Origin of the sequence: Rhizobium sp. HT1-10 (genome assembly GCF_049472505.1) — a bacterium.
In the GTDB taxonomy this organism is placed as follows: domain Bacteria; phylum Pseudomonadota; class Alphaproteobacteria; order Rhizobiales; family Rhizobiaceae; genus Rhizobium.
The window spans coordinates 1-14634 of sequence record NZ_JBCEBQ010000020.1 but is presented as its reverse complement, the minus strand read 5'-3'; the positions used below and the strand labels follow the sequence as shown (position 1 = coordinate 14634).

17 protein-coding genes and 1 pseudogene are annotated in these 14634 nt (G+C 55.2%); 8 read left to right on the top strand and 10 right to left on the bottom strand.

The annotated features are described in order from the left end of the window. Positions 1-16 precede the first annotated feature (16 nt). The 3 genes from VH564_RS25175 to VH564_RS25165 are packed head-to-tail and all read left to right on the top strand — an operon-like array spanning position 17 to position 3197. On the top strand, positions 17-1024 hold the full coding sequence (locus VH564_RS25175) for an ABC transporter substrate-binding protein (protein WP_423342580.1): 1008 nt from the start codon (positions 17-19) through the stop codon (positions 1022-1024). A gap of 10 nt (positions 1025-1034) precedes the next feature. Continuing rightward, the gene (locus VH564_RS25170) at positions 1035-1805 is read left to right on the top strand and encodes an ABC transporter ATP-binding protein (RefSeq protein ID WP_423342579.1); all 771 of its coding nucleotides are present in this window, start codon (positions 1035-1037) and stop codon (positions 1803-1805) included. 36 nt (positions 1806-1841) lie between these two features. Further along, on the top strand, positions 1842-3197 hold the full coding sequence (locus tag VH564_RS25165; RefSeq protein WP_423342578.1) for an LLM class flavin-dependent oxidoreductase: 1356 nt from the start codon (positions 1842-1844) through the stop codon (positions 3195-3197). An 89-nt stretch (positions 3198-3286) separates the two neighbouring features. Here the strand turns inward: VH564_RS25165 and VH564_RS25160 are convergent, their stop codons facing one another. From VH564_RS25160 to VH564_RS25145, 4 genes and pseudogenes are all read right to left on the bottom strand, one after another. Then, entirely contained in the window at positions 3287-3607 is a 321-nt protein-coding gene (locus tag VH564_RS25160; RefSeq protein WP_423342577.1) for a cupredoxin domain-containing protein, read from the bottom strand. 10 nt (positions 3608-3617) lie between these two features. Continuing rightward, a complete protein-coding gene (locus tag VH564_RS25155; RefSeq protein WP_423342576.1) occupies positions 3618-4139 on the bottom strand; it encodes a DUF4142 domain-containing protein in 522 nt (173 codons plus the stop codon). Positions 4140-4229: 90 nt separating this feature from the next. Further along, positions 4230-4777 (bottom strand): annotated as a pseudogene (locus VH564_RS25150) (RNA polymerase sigma factor). 211 nt (positions 4778-4988) lie between these two features. Next, positions 4989-5462, bottom strand: a complete 474-nt coding sequence (locus tag VH564_RS25145; RefSeq protein ID WP_423342575.1) for a MarR family winged helix-turn-helix transcriptional regulator — start codon at positions 5460-5462, stop codon at positions 4989-4991. A 191-nt stretch (positions 5463-5653) separates the two neighbouring features. Here VH564_RS25145 and VH564_RS25140 point away from each other — a divergent pair, with 191 nt between their 5' ends. Continuing rightward, positions 5654-7480, top strand: coding sequence for a chloride channel protein (locus VH564_RS25140; RefSeq protein ID WP_423342574.1), 1827 nt, complete (start codon positions 5654-5656; stop codon positions 7478-7480). Here VH564_RS25140 and VH564_RS25135 read toward each other — a convergent pair. Both VH564_RS25135 and fdxA read right to left on the bottom strand, forming a co-directional pair. Next, positions 7477-7665 (bottom strand): hypothetical protein, encoded by a 189-nt coding sequence (locus VH564_RS25135; RefSeq protein WP_423342573.1) that lies wholly within the window; start codon positions 7663-7665, stop codon positions 7477-7479. The genes VH564_RS25140 and VH564_RS25135 overlap by 4 nt on opposite strands. A 68-nt stretch (positions 7666-7733) precedes the next feature. After that, positions 7734-8084 carry a ferredoxin FdxA gene (gene fdxA / locus VH564_RS25130; protein WP_423342572.1) on the bottom strand — a complete coding sequence of 117 codons (351 nt, stop codon included), beginning with the start codon at positions 8082-8084 and terminating at the stop codon, positions 7734-7736. A 331-nt stretch (positions 8085-8415) separates the two neighbouring features. Between fdxA and metB the strand changes: the two genes are divergently transcribed. Further along, on the top strand, positions 8416-9510 hold the full coding sequence (gene metB, locus VH564_RS25125; RefSeq protein ID WP_423342571.1) for a cystathionine gamma-synthase: 1095 nt from the start codon (positions 8416-8418) through the stop codon (positions 9508-9510). Positions 9511-9536: 26 nt separating this feature from the next. Here metB and VH564_RS25120 read toward each other — a convergent pair whose 3' ends face one another. Next, complete coding sequence (locus tag VH564_RS25120; protein ID WP_423342570.1) at positions 9537-10661, bottom strand: HPP family protein; 1125 nt, start codon at positions 10659-10661, stop codon at positions 9537-9539. Between the two features lie 52 nt (positions 10662-10713). After that, complete coding sequence (locus VH564_RS25115; protein WP_423342569.1) at positions 10714-11631, bottom strand: LysR family transcriptional regulator; 918 nt, start codon at positions 11629-11631, stop codon at positions 10714-10716. A 131-nt stretch (positions 11632-11762) separates the two neighbouring features. Between VH564_RS25115 and VH564_RS25110 the strand changes: the two genes are divergently transcribed. Continuing rightward, the gene (locus tag VH564_RS25110) at positions 11763-12467 is read left to right on the top strand and encodes a 5-formyltetrahydrofolate cyclo-ligase (protein ID WP_423342568.1); all 705 of its coding nucleotides are present in this window, start codon (positions 11763-11765) and stop codon (positions 12465-12467) included. After that, a complete protein-coding gene (locus VH564_RS25105; protein ID WP_423342567.1) occupies positions 12464-12760 on the top strand; it encodes a hypothetical protein in 297 nt (98 codons plus the stop codon). Before VH564_RS25110 ends, VH564_RS25105 begins: the two co-directional genes overlap by 4 nt. A 197-nt stretch (positions 12761-12957) precedes the next feature. On the opposite strand, the gene VH564_RS25100 is transcribed toward VH564_RS25105, so the two are convergent. Next, on the bottom strand, positions 12958-13263 hold the full coding sequence (locus VH564_RS25100; protein ID WP_423342566.1) for a hypothetical protein: 306 nt from the start codon (positions 13261-13263) through the stop codon (positions 12958-12960). Between the two features lie 538 nt (positions 13264-13801). Between VH564_RS25100 and VH564_RS25095 the strand changes: the two genes are divergently transcribed. Then, positions 13802-14260: a MarR family transcriptional regulator gene (locus tag VH564_RS25095; RefSeq protein WP_423342565.1), complete on the top strand. Its 459-nt coding sequence runs from the start codon at positions 13802-13804 to the stop codon at positions 14258-14260. A 234-nt stretch (positions 14261-14494) separates the two neighbouring features. On the opposite strand, the gene VH564_RS25090 is transcribed toward VH564_RS25095, so the two are convergent. Further along, positions 14495-14632, bottom strand: a complete 138-nt coding sequence (locus VH564_RS25090; RefSeq protein WP_423342589.1) for a helix-turn-helix domain-containing protein — start codon at positions 14630-14632, stop codon at positions 14495-14497. Positions 14633-14634: the final 2 nt, after the last annotated feature.

Genomic DNA, 14634 nt, shown 5'->3' with positions numbered 1-14634 from the left:
AATGAAAGGAATTACCATGTATTTTTTACGGCGTAACGCCATGAGCGCAATGGCGTTCACGGCCGGCCTGCTGCTTGGCGCACCCGCGAACTATGTCTTCGCCGCAGAACCGGAGCAGGTCACCATTCGCTATCTGGCCAGCCAGGGCGGACTTTCCGCCCACGAACTTGCCGATGCACTCGGCTATTTCAAAGACACCGGCGTCACGCTCAAGGACATAGGCTATGCGCAAGGCGGCCCCGCTTCCTTGTTTGCATTGGCCTCCGGGGATGCAGAGGTGGGTGGCGCCGCGACGGCAGCGGTTCTCAATTCAGTTGCCGGCGGCAACGATTTCGTAGCGGCATACGCTTCAAACGGGATCAACAAGACGACAGAGAGCATCTTCTATACGCTGGATGGCAGCCCCATCCGATCGATCAAGGATATCGCGGGCAAAACAATTGCCGTCAACACGCTTGGAGCCCATCTCGATTATACGGTTCGTGAGGCCCTCCACTCCGTCGGCTTGCCGGAAAATGCCGCAAAGCTCGTTGTCGTGCCAGGTCCGCAACTCGAACAGGTTTTGCGATCCAAGCAGGTGGATATCGCTGCTTTTGGCTACTGGCAAAAGACGTTCGAAGGTGCTGCGTTGCAGAACGGGCCGCTTCAAAAAGTATTCGGCGATACCGATGTCCTCGGCGAGATCGCCGGCGGGTTTGCGGTGCTGAGAAGGGATTGGATCAAGGAGCATCCGCAGGCGGCGAAGATTTTCGTTGAAAAATCGGAAGCCGCACTCGAATACGCTCGCTTGCACCCCGACGAGACCAGGGCGGTGATCGCCAAGGTCCTCGCTTCGCGCGGTGAAAATGCCGATATCGCGCAATATTTTACAGGCTATGGCGTCCGCGAAGGCGGCCATGCGGTCAGCCGAGATCTGCAGTTCTGGATCGATATCCTTGTGCGGGGCGGCGTGCTGACGCAAGGGCAATTGAAAGCCGAAGACATACTCTACGATCCGGCGAATTTTCCAGTGGCTGGGAATTGAGGTTTTGGGAATGAGTGTCACCGATTTGACCGCGCGAGGCGAAGTTTCAATCAATGGTCTTTCTAAATCCTATTCGATCAACGGCAATCATCTGAGCGTCCTCAACGGCTTCAGCAATCAAATTCGAGCGGGTGAAAGTCTGGCGATCGTCGGGGCATCGGGTTCAGGGAAGACGACCCTGCTCCGGGTGCTTGCAGGACTGGAGGAGGCGGATCAGGGGGAGGTGGTGATCGACGGTCGCCCCATTCGCGGCGTCGGTGCCGATCGCGCCGTCATCTTCCAGGAGCCGCGGTTGCTTCCGTGGCTTTCGGTCCTCGACAATGTCGCTTTCCCACTTGAGAACCGCGGCTTGAAAAAGGCCGACGCACGGGCACGCGCGCAGCGATACGTCGATCTCGTGAGCCTGAGCGATTTTAGCGACGCGCTGCCGGCGCATCTATCCGGCGGCATGGCTCAGCGTGTCGGTATCGCCAGAGCGTTAGCGGTCAAGCCAGAAATCCTGCTTCTGGACGAACCATTTGGGGCGCTCGACGCCATGACCAAGATCACCATGCAGGAGGAGTTAAGCCGCATCTGGCGTGAAGAGAGGATCACGATGGTGCTCGTCACCCACGATCTCGAAGAGGCAATTTTCCTCGCGGACCGCGTGCTCATCCTTCCAAAGGAAAAGGGACGGCGGACTAAGGAAATTGAAATCGACCTGCCGCGCCCACGCAGCCGGAGCGAAGCCCGTTTCGTCAGGTTTCGCGAGCAACTTCTGAATGAATTCGGGCTGCATTGAACGGCAAGAGCGCCAATCTTTCCAACGGAGACTGATATGACGAAACGAGATGGCCAACTGAAGCTTGGGGCTTTTCTTATGTACACGGGTCATCATGTTGCCGCATGGCGTCATCCCGGCGCGTCGGACGGCACCCGCTTTTCTGACTTTGCGCATTACGCACGTCTTGCCGAGGACGCCAAGTTCGATGCTGTTTTTCTTGCCGACGGCGTGAATGCCCGACTGAACGATGTGGCCGCCGCGAGTCGGAAAGCCCATTCAGGCTTCTACCCATTCGAACCGATCACGCTCCTTTCGGCCCTTGCGACAGTGACGAGCCGTATCGGTCTGGTTGCAACCGCATCCACAACCTTTTCAGACCCTTACAACCTCGCGCGGCAATTCGCATCGCTCGACCATCTCTCGGACGGCCGGGCCGGGTGGAACCTGGTCACATCGGCGGACCCAGGTGCTGCCTTCAACTTCAGCCGCGACGCCACCGTCGCTCATGCCGAACGCTACAAACGAGCAGAGGAATTCATCGACGTAGTCACAGGCTTGTGGGACACGACAGATGATGACGCATTTCTTCGCGACCGACACACGGGCGCCTACTTCGATCCTCAGAAGGTGCGTGCACTGGATTATCGCGGGGCTTTCTTTCAGGTGCAGGGCCCGCTGAATATCCCTCGGGCTCCTCAGGGTCACCCGGTGGTGGTTCAAGCCGGTTCTTCCGAGCCTGGAAAGGAACTCGCGGCAAGAACGGCTGAAGTGGTGTTCACCGCCCAGCAGACGCTGGAGGGTTCCGTCTCCTTCTACCGGGATCTCAAGGGTAGGCTGGCGAAATTCGGACGATCTGCTGACGATCTGAAGATCCTGCCCGGCGTCTTCCCGGTCGTTGGCAAAACGCGGCAAGAGGCGCGTAACAAATTCGAACAGCTGCAGGCTTTGCTGGAGCCATCAGTCGGTCTGGGTATGCTCGCTGATCTTGCGGGCGTGGACGAAGTGCGGAACCTGCCACTCGACTCGCTGATATCCGACCTGCCGGAAACCGAAGGCGGAAAGAGCAGGCGCGCGTTGTTCCTCGAACTGGCCGCCAGGGAAAACCTCACCCTCCGCCAACTCTACGAGCGGGTTGCGGGTGCCCGGGGCCACTGGCAGATCGTTGGAACTGCCGAAGAGATTGCCGACGAGTTGGAAGAGCGATTTCTAAATTACGGCGCCGATGGCTTCAACGTCATGTCCCCCGCGCTACCGTGGGGTCTTACAGACTTTATAGAACTGGTGGTGCCGGAACTTCGCCGACGGGGCCTTTTCCGAAGCGAGTATCAAGGATCGACACTCAGGGAGCACCTTGGATTGAGCCGGCCATATAGCGGAGCATCCCTCATCACACCCGCGGCAGCCGAATAACTTCGCTGTCTGGCGCCGTCCTCTCTAAAATTCAAAAACTAAATGGTGATCCGGCGGATCAAATGCGGTCCGCCGGAACTGAATCAAGCCTACTGAGGCTGAACGTCTATTCTGCCGCGCATGTTCGGGTGGAAGCGGCAGTAATAGTCAATGGCTCCTACCTGGCTCACGACTGTTGTCATTGCCTGATGGGGTGGGATCAAGACGTCGAAGCCGTCGGCTGCTGTCGCCGTATGAGCCATGACGTCCTTATTCACCCACCGGATCGTGTCTCCCGCGGTCGCGGTGATCGAAGACGGCTGAAAGCTCAGTCTTTCAATCGTAACCTCTATCGTAGCTGCATGGACGGGGAGGGTGGCCAACAACAAAACCAGACCGCCTATGGCCTCACGGCGAAAGCTTGCAAGCATTGCCAGCTTCCTATTTCAGCATCGAGGCTACGTTTTCGGCATGCTGCTCATGCCCTTGAAAAAGTTTGAGGCCGGTCTCAAGGAGATCTTTGAGTTCGGCGTCCTGGGCCGACGGGATCAGGAAATCCTCCAGCGCACCGTTGATCTGCTTATGATAGGCCACTTCGTTTTCGACATAGGCCTTGTCGAAGGCAGATCCCTTGAGTTTTCCCAGCTTTTCGCGCTCGTGGGATGCCGCTTTGGTCAACTGACGGCTGGTGTCATTATCCTCGGGTGTCACCTTCAGTTTTTTCACGAGCGCGAGCGCCTGATCGTTGACGGCTTCATGGTCGCGCAACATATCATTCGCAAAATCCAGAACCTCCTTGTTCTTCGAGATTTTGATGGCTTGCTTGGCAGCTGCAATGTCGATCACGCCGGCAGTGTAAGCGATATGAGCGATCTGTGGATCCGTTGGCGCGGCCCCGGTCGCGTACGAAGCCGAACTAAGAAGGCAGATTGCGGCAATCGCCGCGGTCAATCGAACGAACATTTTTGAGCTCCTCTTTCCGGCAAGCCAATGCATGCCGGTTTGTTGGTCACGCTCGTTGGATGCCGCCGGACGTCGAACGTTCCCGAAAAATTATGGCTCTATACCCAGTCGCTTCAAGACCGCCGTCGTCAACCGGGCGCAACGCCATCCGGCAAAGGGAAAAGCATCGAGGAGAACCGGACCGATACGATTGTCGATGTTCTTTCGCAGCAAGGCGCGAGCGCGATAAAGCCGTGATCGGACCGTCTCGGGCTTAATGTCGAGAAGTTTCGCCGTTTCGTCCACGCTCATGCCTTCGATCGCCCTGGCGATGAAGACCAGACGGAAAATCTCGGGCAATTCGTCCATCGCGTCTTCCACGAGGCGCAGTATCTGTCGTTGCGCACGACTTCAGCTGTCGCGCTATGGATTGGCAGCGCAACTTCTGGACTTCGCGACGCGTTGCGGACGCGTCCCAGCGCTTCGTTTACAACGATGCGATGCAGCCAGGTGGAAAGCGAAGACTCTGAACGAAAGCTATCAAGATGCTGGAACGCACGAACATAGGCCTCCTGGACCACATCTTCCGCGACACTGTCGTTGCGGACCACGCCTCCGGCGATGCGAAAGAGCCGTTGATTGTGCCGGGTCATCAGCATGCGAAAGGCGCGCGGATCTCCTGCCGTGATGCGCTCTATCAAAAGGCTGTCCCAGATCCGGTCATTCGGGACGGGGCGGATATCTGTTTATCTTGAGGCTAGTGTCATTTTGTCCTCCAATCGAGATTGGATGCCCGTTGAACGAATGTGTTCCCGTCACCTGAGAGAATTTTTCGAACCGATGTACCCGTCACGCCATCTGACGGTACGGCTATTCCAGCTCTCCGTCATTGGCGCTCCCCAACGAGCTCAATGCCTGTATCAAACGTGGCGCCAATTCCCTGATTTCTTTTAGATGAATAGCGGTCAGCCGTGTCAGGACATCTTCTGATTTTTCCGTCAGGTAGAGACCATGACGCCGCCTGTCGGCCGGATCGACCTGGCGCGTGACGTACCCGGCGGCCACCAACCGACCGACCAGTTCCGCTGCGGCATGGGGAACAATCATAAGCTGTTCGGCAAGAGCGCCGACATGGATCGGTCCCTCACCATCAAACCCCTTTATGGTCAATAACGCCTGATGCTGCTGCGCTGGCAACCCTTCTTGAACAGCGGCGGATGAGCTGAAGTCCAAGAACCGGCGAAGCGTGTACCGGAATTTCGCGAGAGCGGCATATTCAGCTTGAGAAATCGTTCCTTTAGACTTTTTCACGAGAGCAATCTTTCTTATCGACAGTGCTGTCATCCATGATCCACATCAAAACCTTTGTCGACCAACCGCGGGTTCAAAGAAATGGATATTGGCCGATCGACTGACCTTGTCCGTTCGACCCAAATAGGAAGATGCAGGGTGTTGATTTATATCGTGGCACGATATAACTAAATTAAAATAGAATTCGTCCATGCCAAAGCCACGGTCCTAAACAGAGTACATTGATGCCTAATCCCAATTCTTCGACTTCTCGCAATTTTACCGGAGGGTTGGCGCGACGAGAAGCGGGCGATTTTACGACCGATCGACGCGTCATTCTGCTAATCGCAATGGCAGTCGTTGTCGGGACAGGAGGAGCGTTCGCAGCTTGGCTTCTGGTCAACCTTATCGCTCTTTGCACTAATATCGTATGGTTCAGACAGATCAGTGTTGCGCCGCATTCGTTTACCGAGGTTCCTCGGTCCTTTTGGATGTTGGTGGCACCAATCGGCGGCGGTCTGATCATTGGGCTGATGGCGCGATTTGGCTCGGAGAAAATACGCGGGCACGGCATCCCCGAAGCGATCGAGGCAATCCTGATAGGCGGTAGCCGAATGTCACCAAAGGTTGCCATCCTGAAGCCGCTCTCATCGGCGATTTCGATAGGAACAGGCGGTCCCTTTGGTGCGGAAGGACCCATCATTATGACGGGAGGTGCCATTGGTTCGCTGTTTGCCCAGTTCTTTCATATGACCTCAGCCGAGCGAAAGACATTGCTGGTGGCGGGCGCCGCAGCAGGAATGACAGCAATTTTTGGTACGCCGATTGCGGCCGTCATGCTTGCCGTCGAACTTCTGCTTTTTGAGTGGAAGCCACGCAGTTTCATCCCAGTTGCTTTTGCCGCATGCGTTTCGATCTGCTGGCGTCCGCTGCTGTTTGGGACAGGTCCTCTGTTCCCGACAAGCTTCCATTTGCAATTGCCGTGGTGGGGCATTTTCCTATGCGCGGGCATGGGGATCGTTTCGGGTCTACAGTCCGGGCTTCTCACCACACTCCTCTATAAAATCGAAGACGCTTTCGACCTATTGTCGATCCATTGGATGTGGTGGCCCGCGATCGGCGGCATCGCCATTGGGATAGGTGGTTTCATCGAACCGAGGGCTTTGGGAGTAGGCTACGATATTGTTTCCGACCTTCTTCACGACCATATCACCGCTGAAGCCGTAATCGCCATTCTCTTGGTCAAATCGGCAATATGGCTAGTGGCCTTGTCATCAGGGACATCAGGGGGCGTTCTGGCGCCGCTGCTGATCTTTGGTGGTGCCTTAGGCTGGCTGGTCGGCTTGTACATGCCTGGAAACGAGCCAGGATTCTGGGCGCTGCTGGGCATGGCGGCAATGATGGGCGGAACAATGCGCGCACCGCTGACCGGCACTTTTTTTGCAGTCGAAATTACCGGCGATATTCATACGCTCGTACCGCTTCTCGCAGCAACAGTCGTCGCTTATTCCGTGACGGTCTTATTGTTGAAACGTTCGATCCTGACTGAGAAGATCGCGCGCCGGGGGCAGCACATAACGCGGGAATACGGTATCGATCCTTTCGAGCTGACAAGAGCAAGGGATATTATGACGATGGCCGTCGATTGCTTACCGGGTGCGATGCAGATCGCCGATGCCTACGCCTTTTTCGGTTCGGAGCAGAGCATCCACCGCACGTATCCTGTGACAGACGCTCAGCAAAGATTGATTGGGGTCGTATCACGGTCAGACGCGCTCAGCTGGAATGTGCACACGATCGGGGAGGGCGGGACGCTTGGAGACAAGGTTTCAGATAGTTCGATACCGGTCGGCCATCCTGAAGACACGGTCGGCTTTATCGCAGATCTCATGTTGAAGGGTGACACCGGACGAATCCCGATCACCGATCCTGACACCAGGTTCGTCGTTGGGCTGATAACCCGCAAGGATCTTCTTCACCTTCGGAGCGCCACGCGGTCCTCCGAGGATCATCGATCCGCCTTTTTCGGAATGGAAGCCTACCGTCAGCAAAAAGGCGAGCTTCGTAGCTAGGAGGAGCGGCCGGCATGTTTTTCGAGCACAGCTATCTCTTTTGCCAGGTCGCTGATCCGCTCGCGCAATTCGGCATCGCCCCCATCGTCGGTTTCTCCTGCGAGATAGTTCGCTTCTCGCCACTCGAGTTGGTGTCGAAGCTGGAGCCGCCGTGCATAAAGCCGTTCGAGTTCACTCTCGTTCATAACTTCTCCTATCGAACAGATCCAAGTCGGCACGCAACAAGGTTGAGCTCGAGGTTAATGGAGGAACGCTATGCGCTCCCCAAATCACCCGACCCAGGTTTGCCCGAAAAATAGTTCGCCAGCTTGTCAGGTACCCCGTCAAACGTCTTTGCGTCTTCTGGAGCTCGCCGTTTGATCGCAATATTCGGCCAAATCGCGGAATATTCCGAATTCAGCCGGAGCCACTTATCCAGGCCCGGCATGGTATCCGAAAGAATTGCCTCCGCTGGGCACTCCGGTTCGCACACGCCGCAATCGATGCAATCATCGGGCTGTATGACGAGCATGTTCTCGCCCTCGTAAAAGCAATCGACCGGACAGACTTCAACGCAGTCCATGTATTTGCATTTGATGCAGTTGTCGGTCACCACAAACGTCATGTCATTTTCTCTTCGTCGTTGGGTATTTTCATATCAATCGACGGTTTTTCGACGTCTTGGTTCTTGACAGTCAGGCGCAGCAAAACGGTTCTATTCAGGAAACGATAGAGCATTGTCATTTCTATAATAGGAATTATAATCGCCCTAGGACAGAAGGCAAAGAGAAAAATCTTAAAATCTAGTTTTGGCTGCAGCCTCAGATCGGCTGAGCCTGGGCCTCAAAGCCTTCTCAAGACCTTGACATTTGCTGTCGCTTAAAGGGGAACTTAATGACGGAATTGCTCGATTCGCAGACCGTAGCAGCCGCCAACGGCATTGCAGCGGATACCGGGTGGGTGCGATCGCCCCGCCGATCTACCTGACTAGTAATTTTAAATTCGAGACATTCGAACAGGAACAAGCTTACGAATATTCGCGAACCGCCAACCCCACGCGCGATCTTCTCGCGGACACAGTCGCGAAACTTGAATGTGGGGCCGGCGCCGTTGTCACGTCCTCCGGGATGGCAGCAATTAACTTGGTCCTGGGTCTCCTGAAACAAGGCGATATTGTGGTAGCACCACGCGATTGCTATGGAGGGACACATCGGCTGTTGTCATCACTGTGTGACCGTGGAGTGATTAAAGTCACCTTCGTCGACCAAGGCGACACTATGGCTCTCATCGAAGCATTTTACCCAATGCCAGCGCTTGTCCTTATCGAAACTCCAAGCAATCCGCTGATGCGGGTGGCCGATATTCGAGCCATCTCGGAACTTGCCAGGCAGGCCGGATCAAAAGTCGCGGTCGACAATACTTTTCTCTCTCCAGCTCTGCAGCACCCCATCGAGCTTGGCGCTGATTTCGTTATTCATTCAACGACAAAGTACCTGAACGGGCACTCGGATGTTGTGGGTGGTGCAGTCGTAGCAGCAGACAAAAATGATCTTCAGTCGTTGCGATCCTGGGCGAATATTACCGGCGTCACCGGATCTCCGTTCGATTCCTATTTGACGTTGCGGGGCATCCGAACCCTTTACCCGCGGATCGAACGGCAACAGGCGACCGCACAATTGGTCGCTTCATTCCTGTCAGAGCATCTGAAAGTAGCCGCTGTCCACTATCCAGGCCTCTCCACTCATCCGGGTCACGATCTCGCCACGCGCCAACAGCTAGGCTTCGGGGCAATGTTGAGCTTCGAGCTCAAAGGAGGGCTACAAGCGGTGCGATGTTTCGTGGCCGCCATCAGGGTGTTCACACTCGCAGAATCTTTGGGAGGTGTGGAGAGCCTGGTCGCTCATCCCGCGACGATGACGCATGTCGGGATGGGTCCGGAGGCGAGAATGGCCGCCGGCATAACGGACAGTCTATTGCGACTATCGATAGGATTGGAGGCGGAGGTCGATTTGATTTCCGATCTGGAGCGAAGCCTTGCATCGATCGCGTGAAATGCCACGCGCAGTAGAAAGACCAACTAGTCGGGCGCTTTGCCTGCTTGCGGGACGACAACGCTTGGTAAAGCTCTTGCAATAACGCTTAAGAGATCGGTCTGAGAAATCAGACCGATCACATGGTGATCCTTGTCAACGACGATGACAGCGTGCGACCGACCGTCCGTGAGCGCCGGAATAAGAGACAGGGCAGGTTGCATTTCCAGAGCCGTCCCTATCGGACCCATCGCGGAGGCGACCGTGCCCGCCTTATCCGATAGTTCACGCAGTCCAACCGATCCAAGAAGACGGCGATCTGCGTCGACAACAGGCAGTGTCCTGATGTTGTGCTTGAGAAGAAGGCCTCGCGCTTCCAATGCCGGGGAATTCCGACCGACGACGACTACATCTCTCGACATAACATCCTTGCAGGTTATCGGTCCAAAGTGTCGAATGGTGGCCTGAAGCTCGACCTGCTGAAGCAGGTTCGCCAGGTCGCCACGGTCGATGTCGAATGTTTCATCCAACGCAGCAAGCGCAGCATCGATATCCTGTGGCAGAAATCCCAATCGGCTGGCTGACGGGGTGTCAGCAGTCAGATGCGTATTGACCGCGGCGGGTAACGGGACATGCGGATAGGGTCTTTTGGAAAGCTTATGAAACAGCAGCCCGACAGCCACGAGGATGCAGGAGTTCAAGGCCACAGGCACGAATGGGAACAGCAACCCCCAACTCGCCACGGCCGGACCGCCAAGCACCGCAGTTAGGGCGGCAGCACCACCGGGTGGATGTATGCAACGCGTGAACGACATAGCGCCAATTGCCAAAGAAACGCCCACACCGATTGCTATGATCGGATCATGAATGAAGTATCCGGCAATCACCCCCATCAACGCCGATATTGTATTTCCTCCGATGATCGGCCAAGGCTGGGCCAGGGGACTGGTGGGAACAGCAAACAGCAGGACAGCTGAGGCGCCCATCGGGGCAACGATCAGCGGCAAGTGAGCACCGGCCCCAAAAATAGCGCCGCAAATCAAGCCCGTTAGTGCGATTCCGAACAATGCCCCCAAACATGCAAGCAGTCGCTCACGCAAGGTCGCGCCGGCCAGGATCGGATAGAACAAGCGAAAATGAAATCCCTTTTTGGGATTCTGAAACTTTATCATTATTAAAGCCTAGTTGGGAAGACGACAATTGACCCGGCACGGTGGACCCTGGCTAGGTCGCCTGGACTGCGATCAAAGTGTCTGACGACGCGTATTCGGAGCTCAGGATGATGTCACGAAACACCTCGATCGCCGGCGAATACTCCAATTTTTTGTGGATCAACAGCGTATCCACCTTGCCCAAAGGGTGCGTTGCAATTCCGCTTGGCCAGGACATGAGATCGTAGACCGACCTTGGCATCACGCCGGCGGATTTCCCTGTCGTCACGCTGGCCAGGATGGCATGGTAGGAGTTCAGTTCAAGCGTTGCGACAGAGCCCGAAGAACGAGTCCAGTCCTCCGCGATCCGCCGATAGGTACACCCGGGCTCAAGGGCCGCCAGGGTTTCAACCCTTAGATCTGTTGCTTTCCGAATAGATGGGTGCCCCACGGGAAGAACAACGACAAGCTCTTCGACGTATGCTTTCAGGGTCTCAAGCTCGTCTAGCTCGGGATCCTGACTACTCTTTGAATCGAGCAAATGATTCGGAAGCCGTGCTATCAACGCACAGTCAAGTTCCTCGGCGATGACAGCTCGGGTCAGATCGCGAGAAGCTCCCATTGTCAGTCGCACAGCCACCGTGGGCCAAAGCTGATTGAATTGACTGAGAACCGCAGGGAGCCTGCTTGCGGCTGTGCTCTCCATCGTTCCTACCCGTAGGCTGCCGGCAGGGCCGGATGGCTTGACGGCAAGTCTTGCCTCCCGCGCAAGCAAGGTCAGCCGATTGGCGTATGAAAGGAACGTCCGACCTTCCTTGGTCAGCGTCATCTTCTTGCCTTCGCGACTAAACAGCACGACGCCCAAATCGGCTTCCAGTTGCTGAATACGAATTGTCACATTGGAAGGCACGCGACCTATAAGTTTGGCCGCGCGTGTGACGCTGTTTTCCGCGACGACGGCGAGAAAGATTTCAAGAGAAGAGACGTCCACAAAATGATCTCTGTTTGAGAATTATCAGAGACTATTATTCTACAAACAAAAACGGTATTCAAGCGTTATCAGTGAGATTGTGGTTAGGCGCGGCGTGTGTGAGATGAAGCTTCTTGCCGAGGGAGGGGAAAATGACCGAAGATGAGTTTCAGGCCGAGGAGCCAGCAGAGTATACATCTCCGGCATGCTCCATGCATCAAGTCGATCCCAGCTACATGGGAGTTCAGGTCACAGACTCGCTTTCGAAGGAGATTGCTACCTGGCGAACGACAGAGCGCGAGCGCTTGTTCGCTTTAAGAATTGCGGCCACAAATGCTGAGAGAGTAAGCTTTGTTTTTGCAATCTCCAACGTGCTTGATGAGATTCTCGGAGATATTGCGGGCAAATCAGTGGCGGCGTATTGGCCCTTTCTTGGCGAGCCCGACCTGCGCGGATGGATGCCGGCGACTGCGGCGGCTGGCGGCGTTCGTCTTCTTCCCGTGATTGTCGCAATGAAAGAGCCACTTGAGTTCCGACCCTGGAATATAGGAGAAAAACTCCACCGCGGGCTCTGGAACATTCCAGTGCCTGTCGCAGGTAAGTCGATACGTCCGGACATCGTGATCGCGCCGCTGGTCGGATTTGATAGTGCCTGCTATCGATTGGGTTACGGCGGCGGGTTCTTCGATCGCACCATAGCAGCCTTCACCCCTACGCCCGTTATAATCGGAGTAGGCTACTCGTTCCAAAAACTCCCGACAATCAAGCCTCACGTTCATGACATACCAATGGACGTCATCGTCACGGAAAATGGCGCTTTTCGGCGGGTGCCCGATTGCAGGCCGCATCCGAGATGATTGCCTTCCTTCTGCTGGTCGCCGCCATCGGTTTAAGTGCCAGTCGCGTCATTTGGTTATTCACCGAGGGCGCTTCTGAAATGCATCATTCCCTTGAAACGAGTGTTGCAACGAGTGTTGCCTTGGGTGCTGCCGCGTTCAGTTTTCATGGCCTCGGGTTTGGCAGTGGCGCATGCGCATCGGTATTGGGGCTCGCGTTGTCTCTACTGTTCGTCAATGTGAAACCAAATTATCTAACGACAGGGTTGGGGGCTATATGTTTGTTAAGTTATTTGGCGGCTGGCTCCCATTAAGTGAGAACTCACCGAGGTGTTCAAACGGGCTAAACCTCTTACTTCCGGCGGCGGATCACCGTGGGTTATCCGTTCGAACATTCGTTGAAACCAACGCAATCCACGCAAGGCGGCAGATAAGCGCAAACAGCTTAACTGTTATGCCAATGAAGCCGGGCACCTTTTTCCAATCGTGTTGGCCACATGGCGGGCAAGTCTTAAATCCCCGCCCCATCAAGTTGCTGCTCGTCGTCGCCTTCCCAAGCTGAGGGCATCAAATTGCTATTGAGATTAACCGGTGGCATCGGCATCCAACACTTTAATTCTGGCTCGGCGTACTCTACAACGCGACCGGGCGAGGAATCGGCGGCTCGCCAGCCTTCTAAACCGAATTGGTCGGATCTCGACCAATAAGCGAGATCAACTTCTGCCGCTCCCTGTTCGGCCGAATGGATCGTGACAAGGATCCGACTGCCGTCTTTTGGCGCGATTGCCATCTGGCGCCAGCGCTCTGTCTTCTCCATTACCTCCCCTCCTATCCCGGAGCGCGTGCCAGCAGCCAGATTAAAACTGCCGATAGGGATATTGGTACCAAATCGAGCGCTTGGCTAGCGATTTCAGGCTTCGGCGGCCTTGGCAAACGTCGGATGGAACGTCTTTGCGAGCGGAACATCTGCGTTGGCAAGTTCCGGATCAAGCGTCTCTAGAACGCCCATCATCGAATGCTAGCCCTCGACGGTGACCATTCCGTCTGGCGAGTACATCTCATTGGGCCTCTTGAAGGCCTGCATGTAGCGGTGTCGGTTGCCGAGTAGATATTCACCGGGACCAAGCCTTCCACATCCTCCGGATTTGCGTGGACCGGCTTTTCGGTGGCGAATGTAGACGTTGCGGTAGCACCGGAGGAAGATCGTTTCGCAGATATGTCTGATCCTCCTGCTTTCGGGACGCTCACATACCCGCACCCAGGTGATAGGGCCCTCAGAATAAGCCTACGGCATTCGTCTTGCAATTATATCGTAGTACGATATAATTTCGTTGGTTTGACAGGGAGGTTTCCAGATGTCTGCCAATAGTCGCTATGCAGTGCCCTCACAGATAGATTACGAAGCTCTTTCCGATCTGCGCTATGCATTGCGAAAATTTACAGATTTTAGTGTGAGCGAAGTAATAAAGCTCGGTCTGACCCCGCCTCAACATCAGGCGCTTCTCGCTATAAAGGGCTTACCCTACGGAAAGCAAATGACAGCCGGAATACTTGCCGACCGCCTATTGATATCGCTACAATCGGCTTCGGAACTTATTACCGGCCTGATCGATGCAGGATATGTCAACCTTGTTCCATACGATAAAAGTGGAAAGCGACACGCCGTCGAGCTTTTGGAGAAAGCTGAAGTGACATTGAGAAAACTCGGCGGTATTCATCTTCATGAGATCAGGGAAATGGCCCCTGAACTTATGCATGCACTGCGGATGCTGCAAGACCGAGGCAGGTTGGAAAAAGTCGCATGGCTATCGTAGTAGGTAGGATGTGAAGGAGACGAAGACTGCCGACTTTGGAGAGGGTATGCGAAGCGTGTGGCCGCGCATTGAATGACTGCGCCACCGGGATAGCCTTCGCCAGACGGATGCTTCTGCAAGATATTGCCAAGTTGTTTGTCTTTGGTAACCGATGTGCCAGTCACACCCTGGCGAGAGAGTTCCGTATTCGGTCCTATAGGTCGGAAGCGGCCCCAATGCTGCAAAACGTATTCTTTAAAGGTCAAGGTGTTGCAAACGGAAACTGGAAGGGTTGATGCCGAACGTTCTTTTGAACGCGATACTGAAAGCTGTGTCAGAGCTGTAGCCAACTGAATATGCGACATCCACGATAGAATGACGTTCCCGTTTCAAAG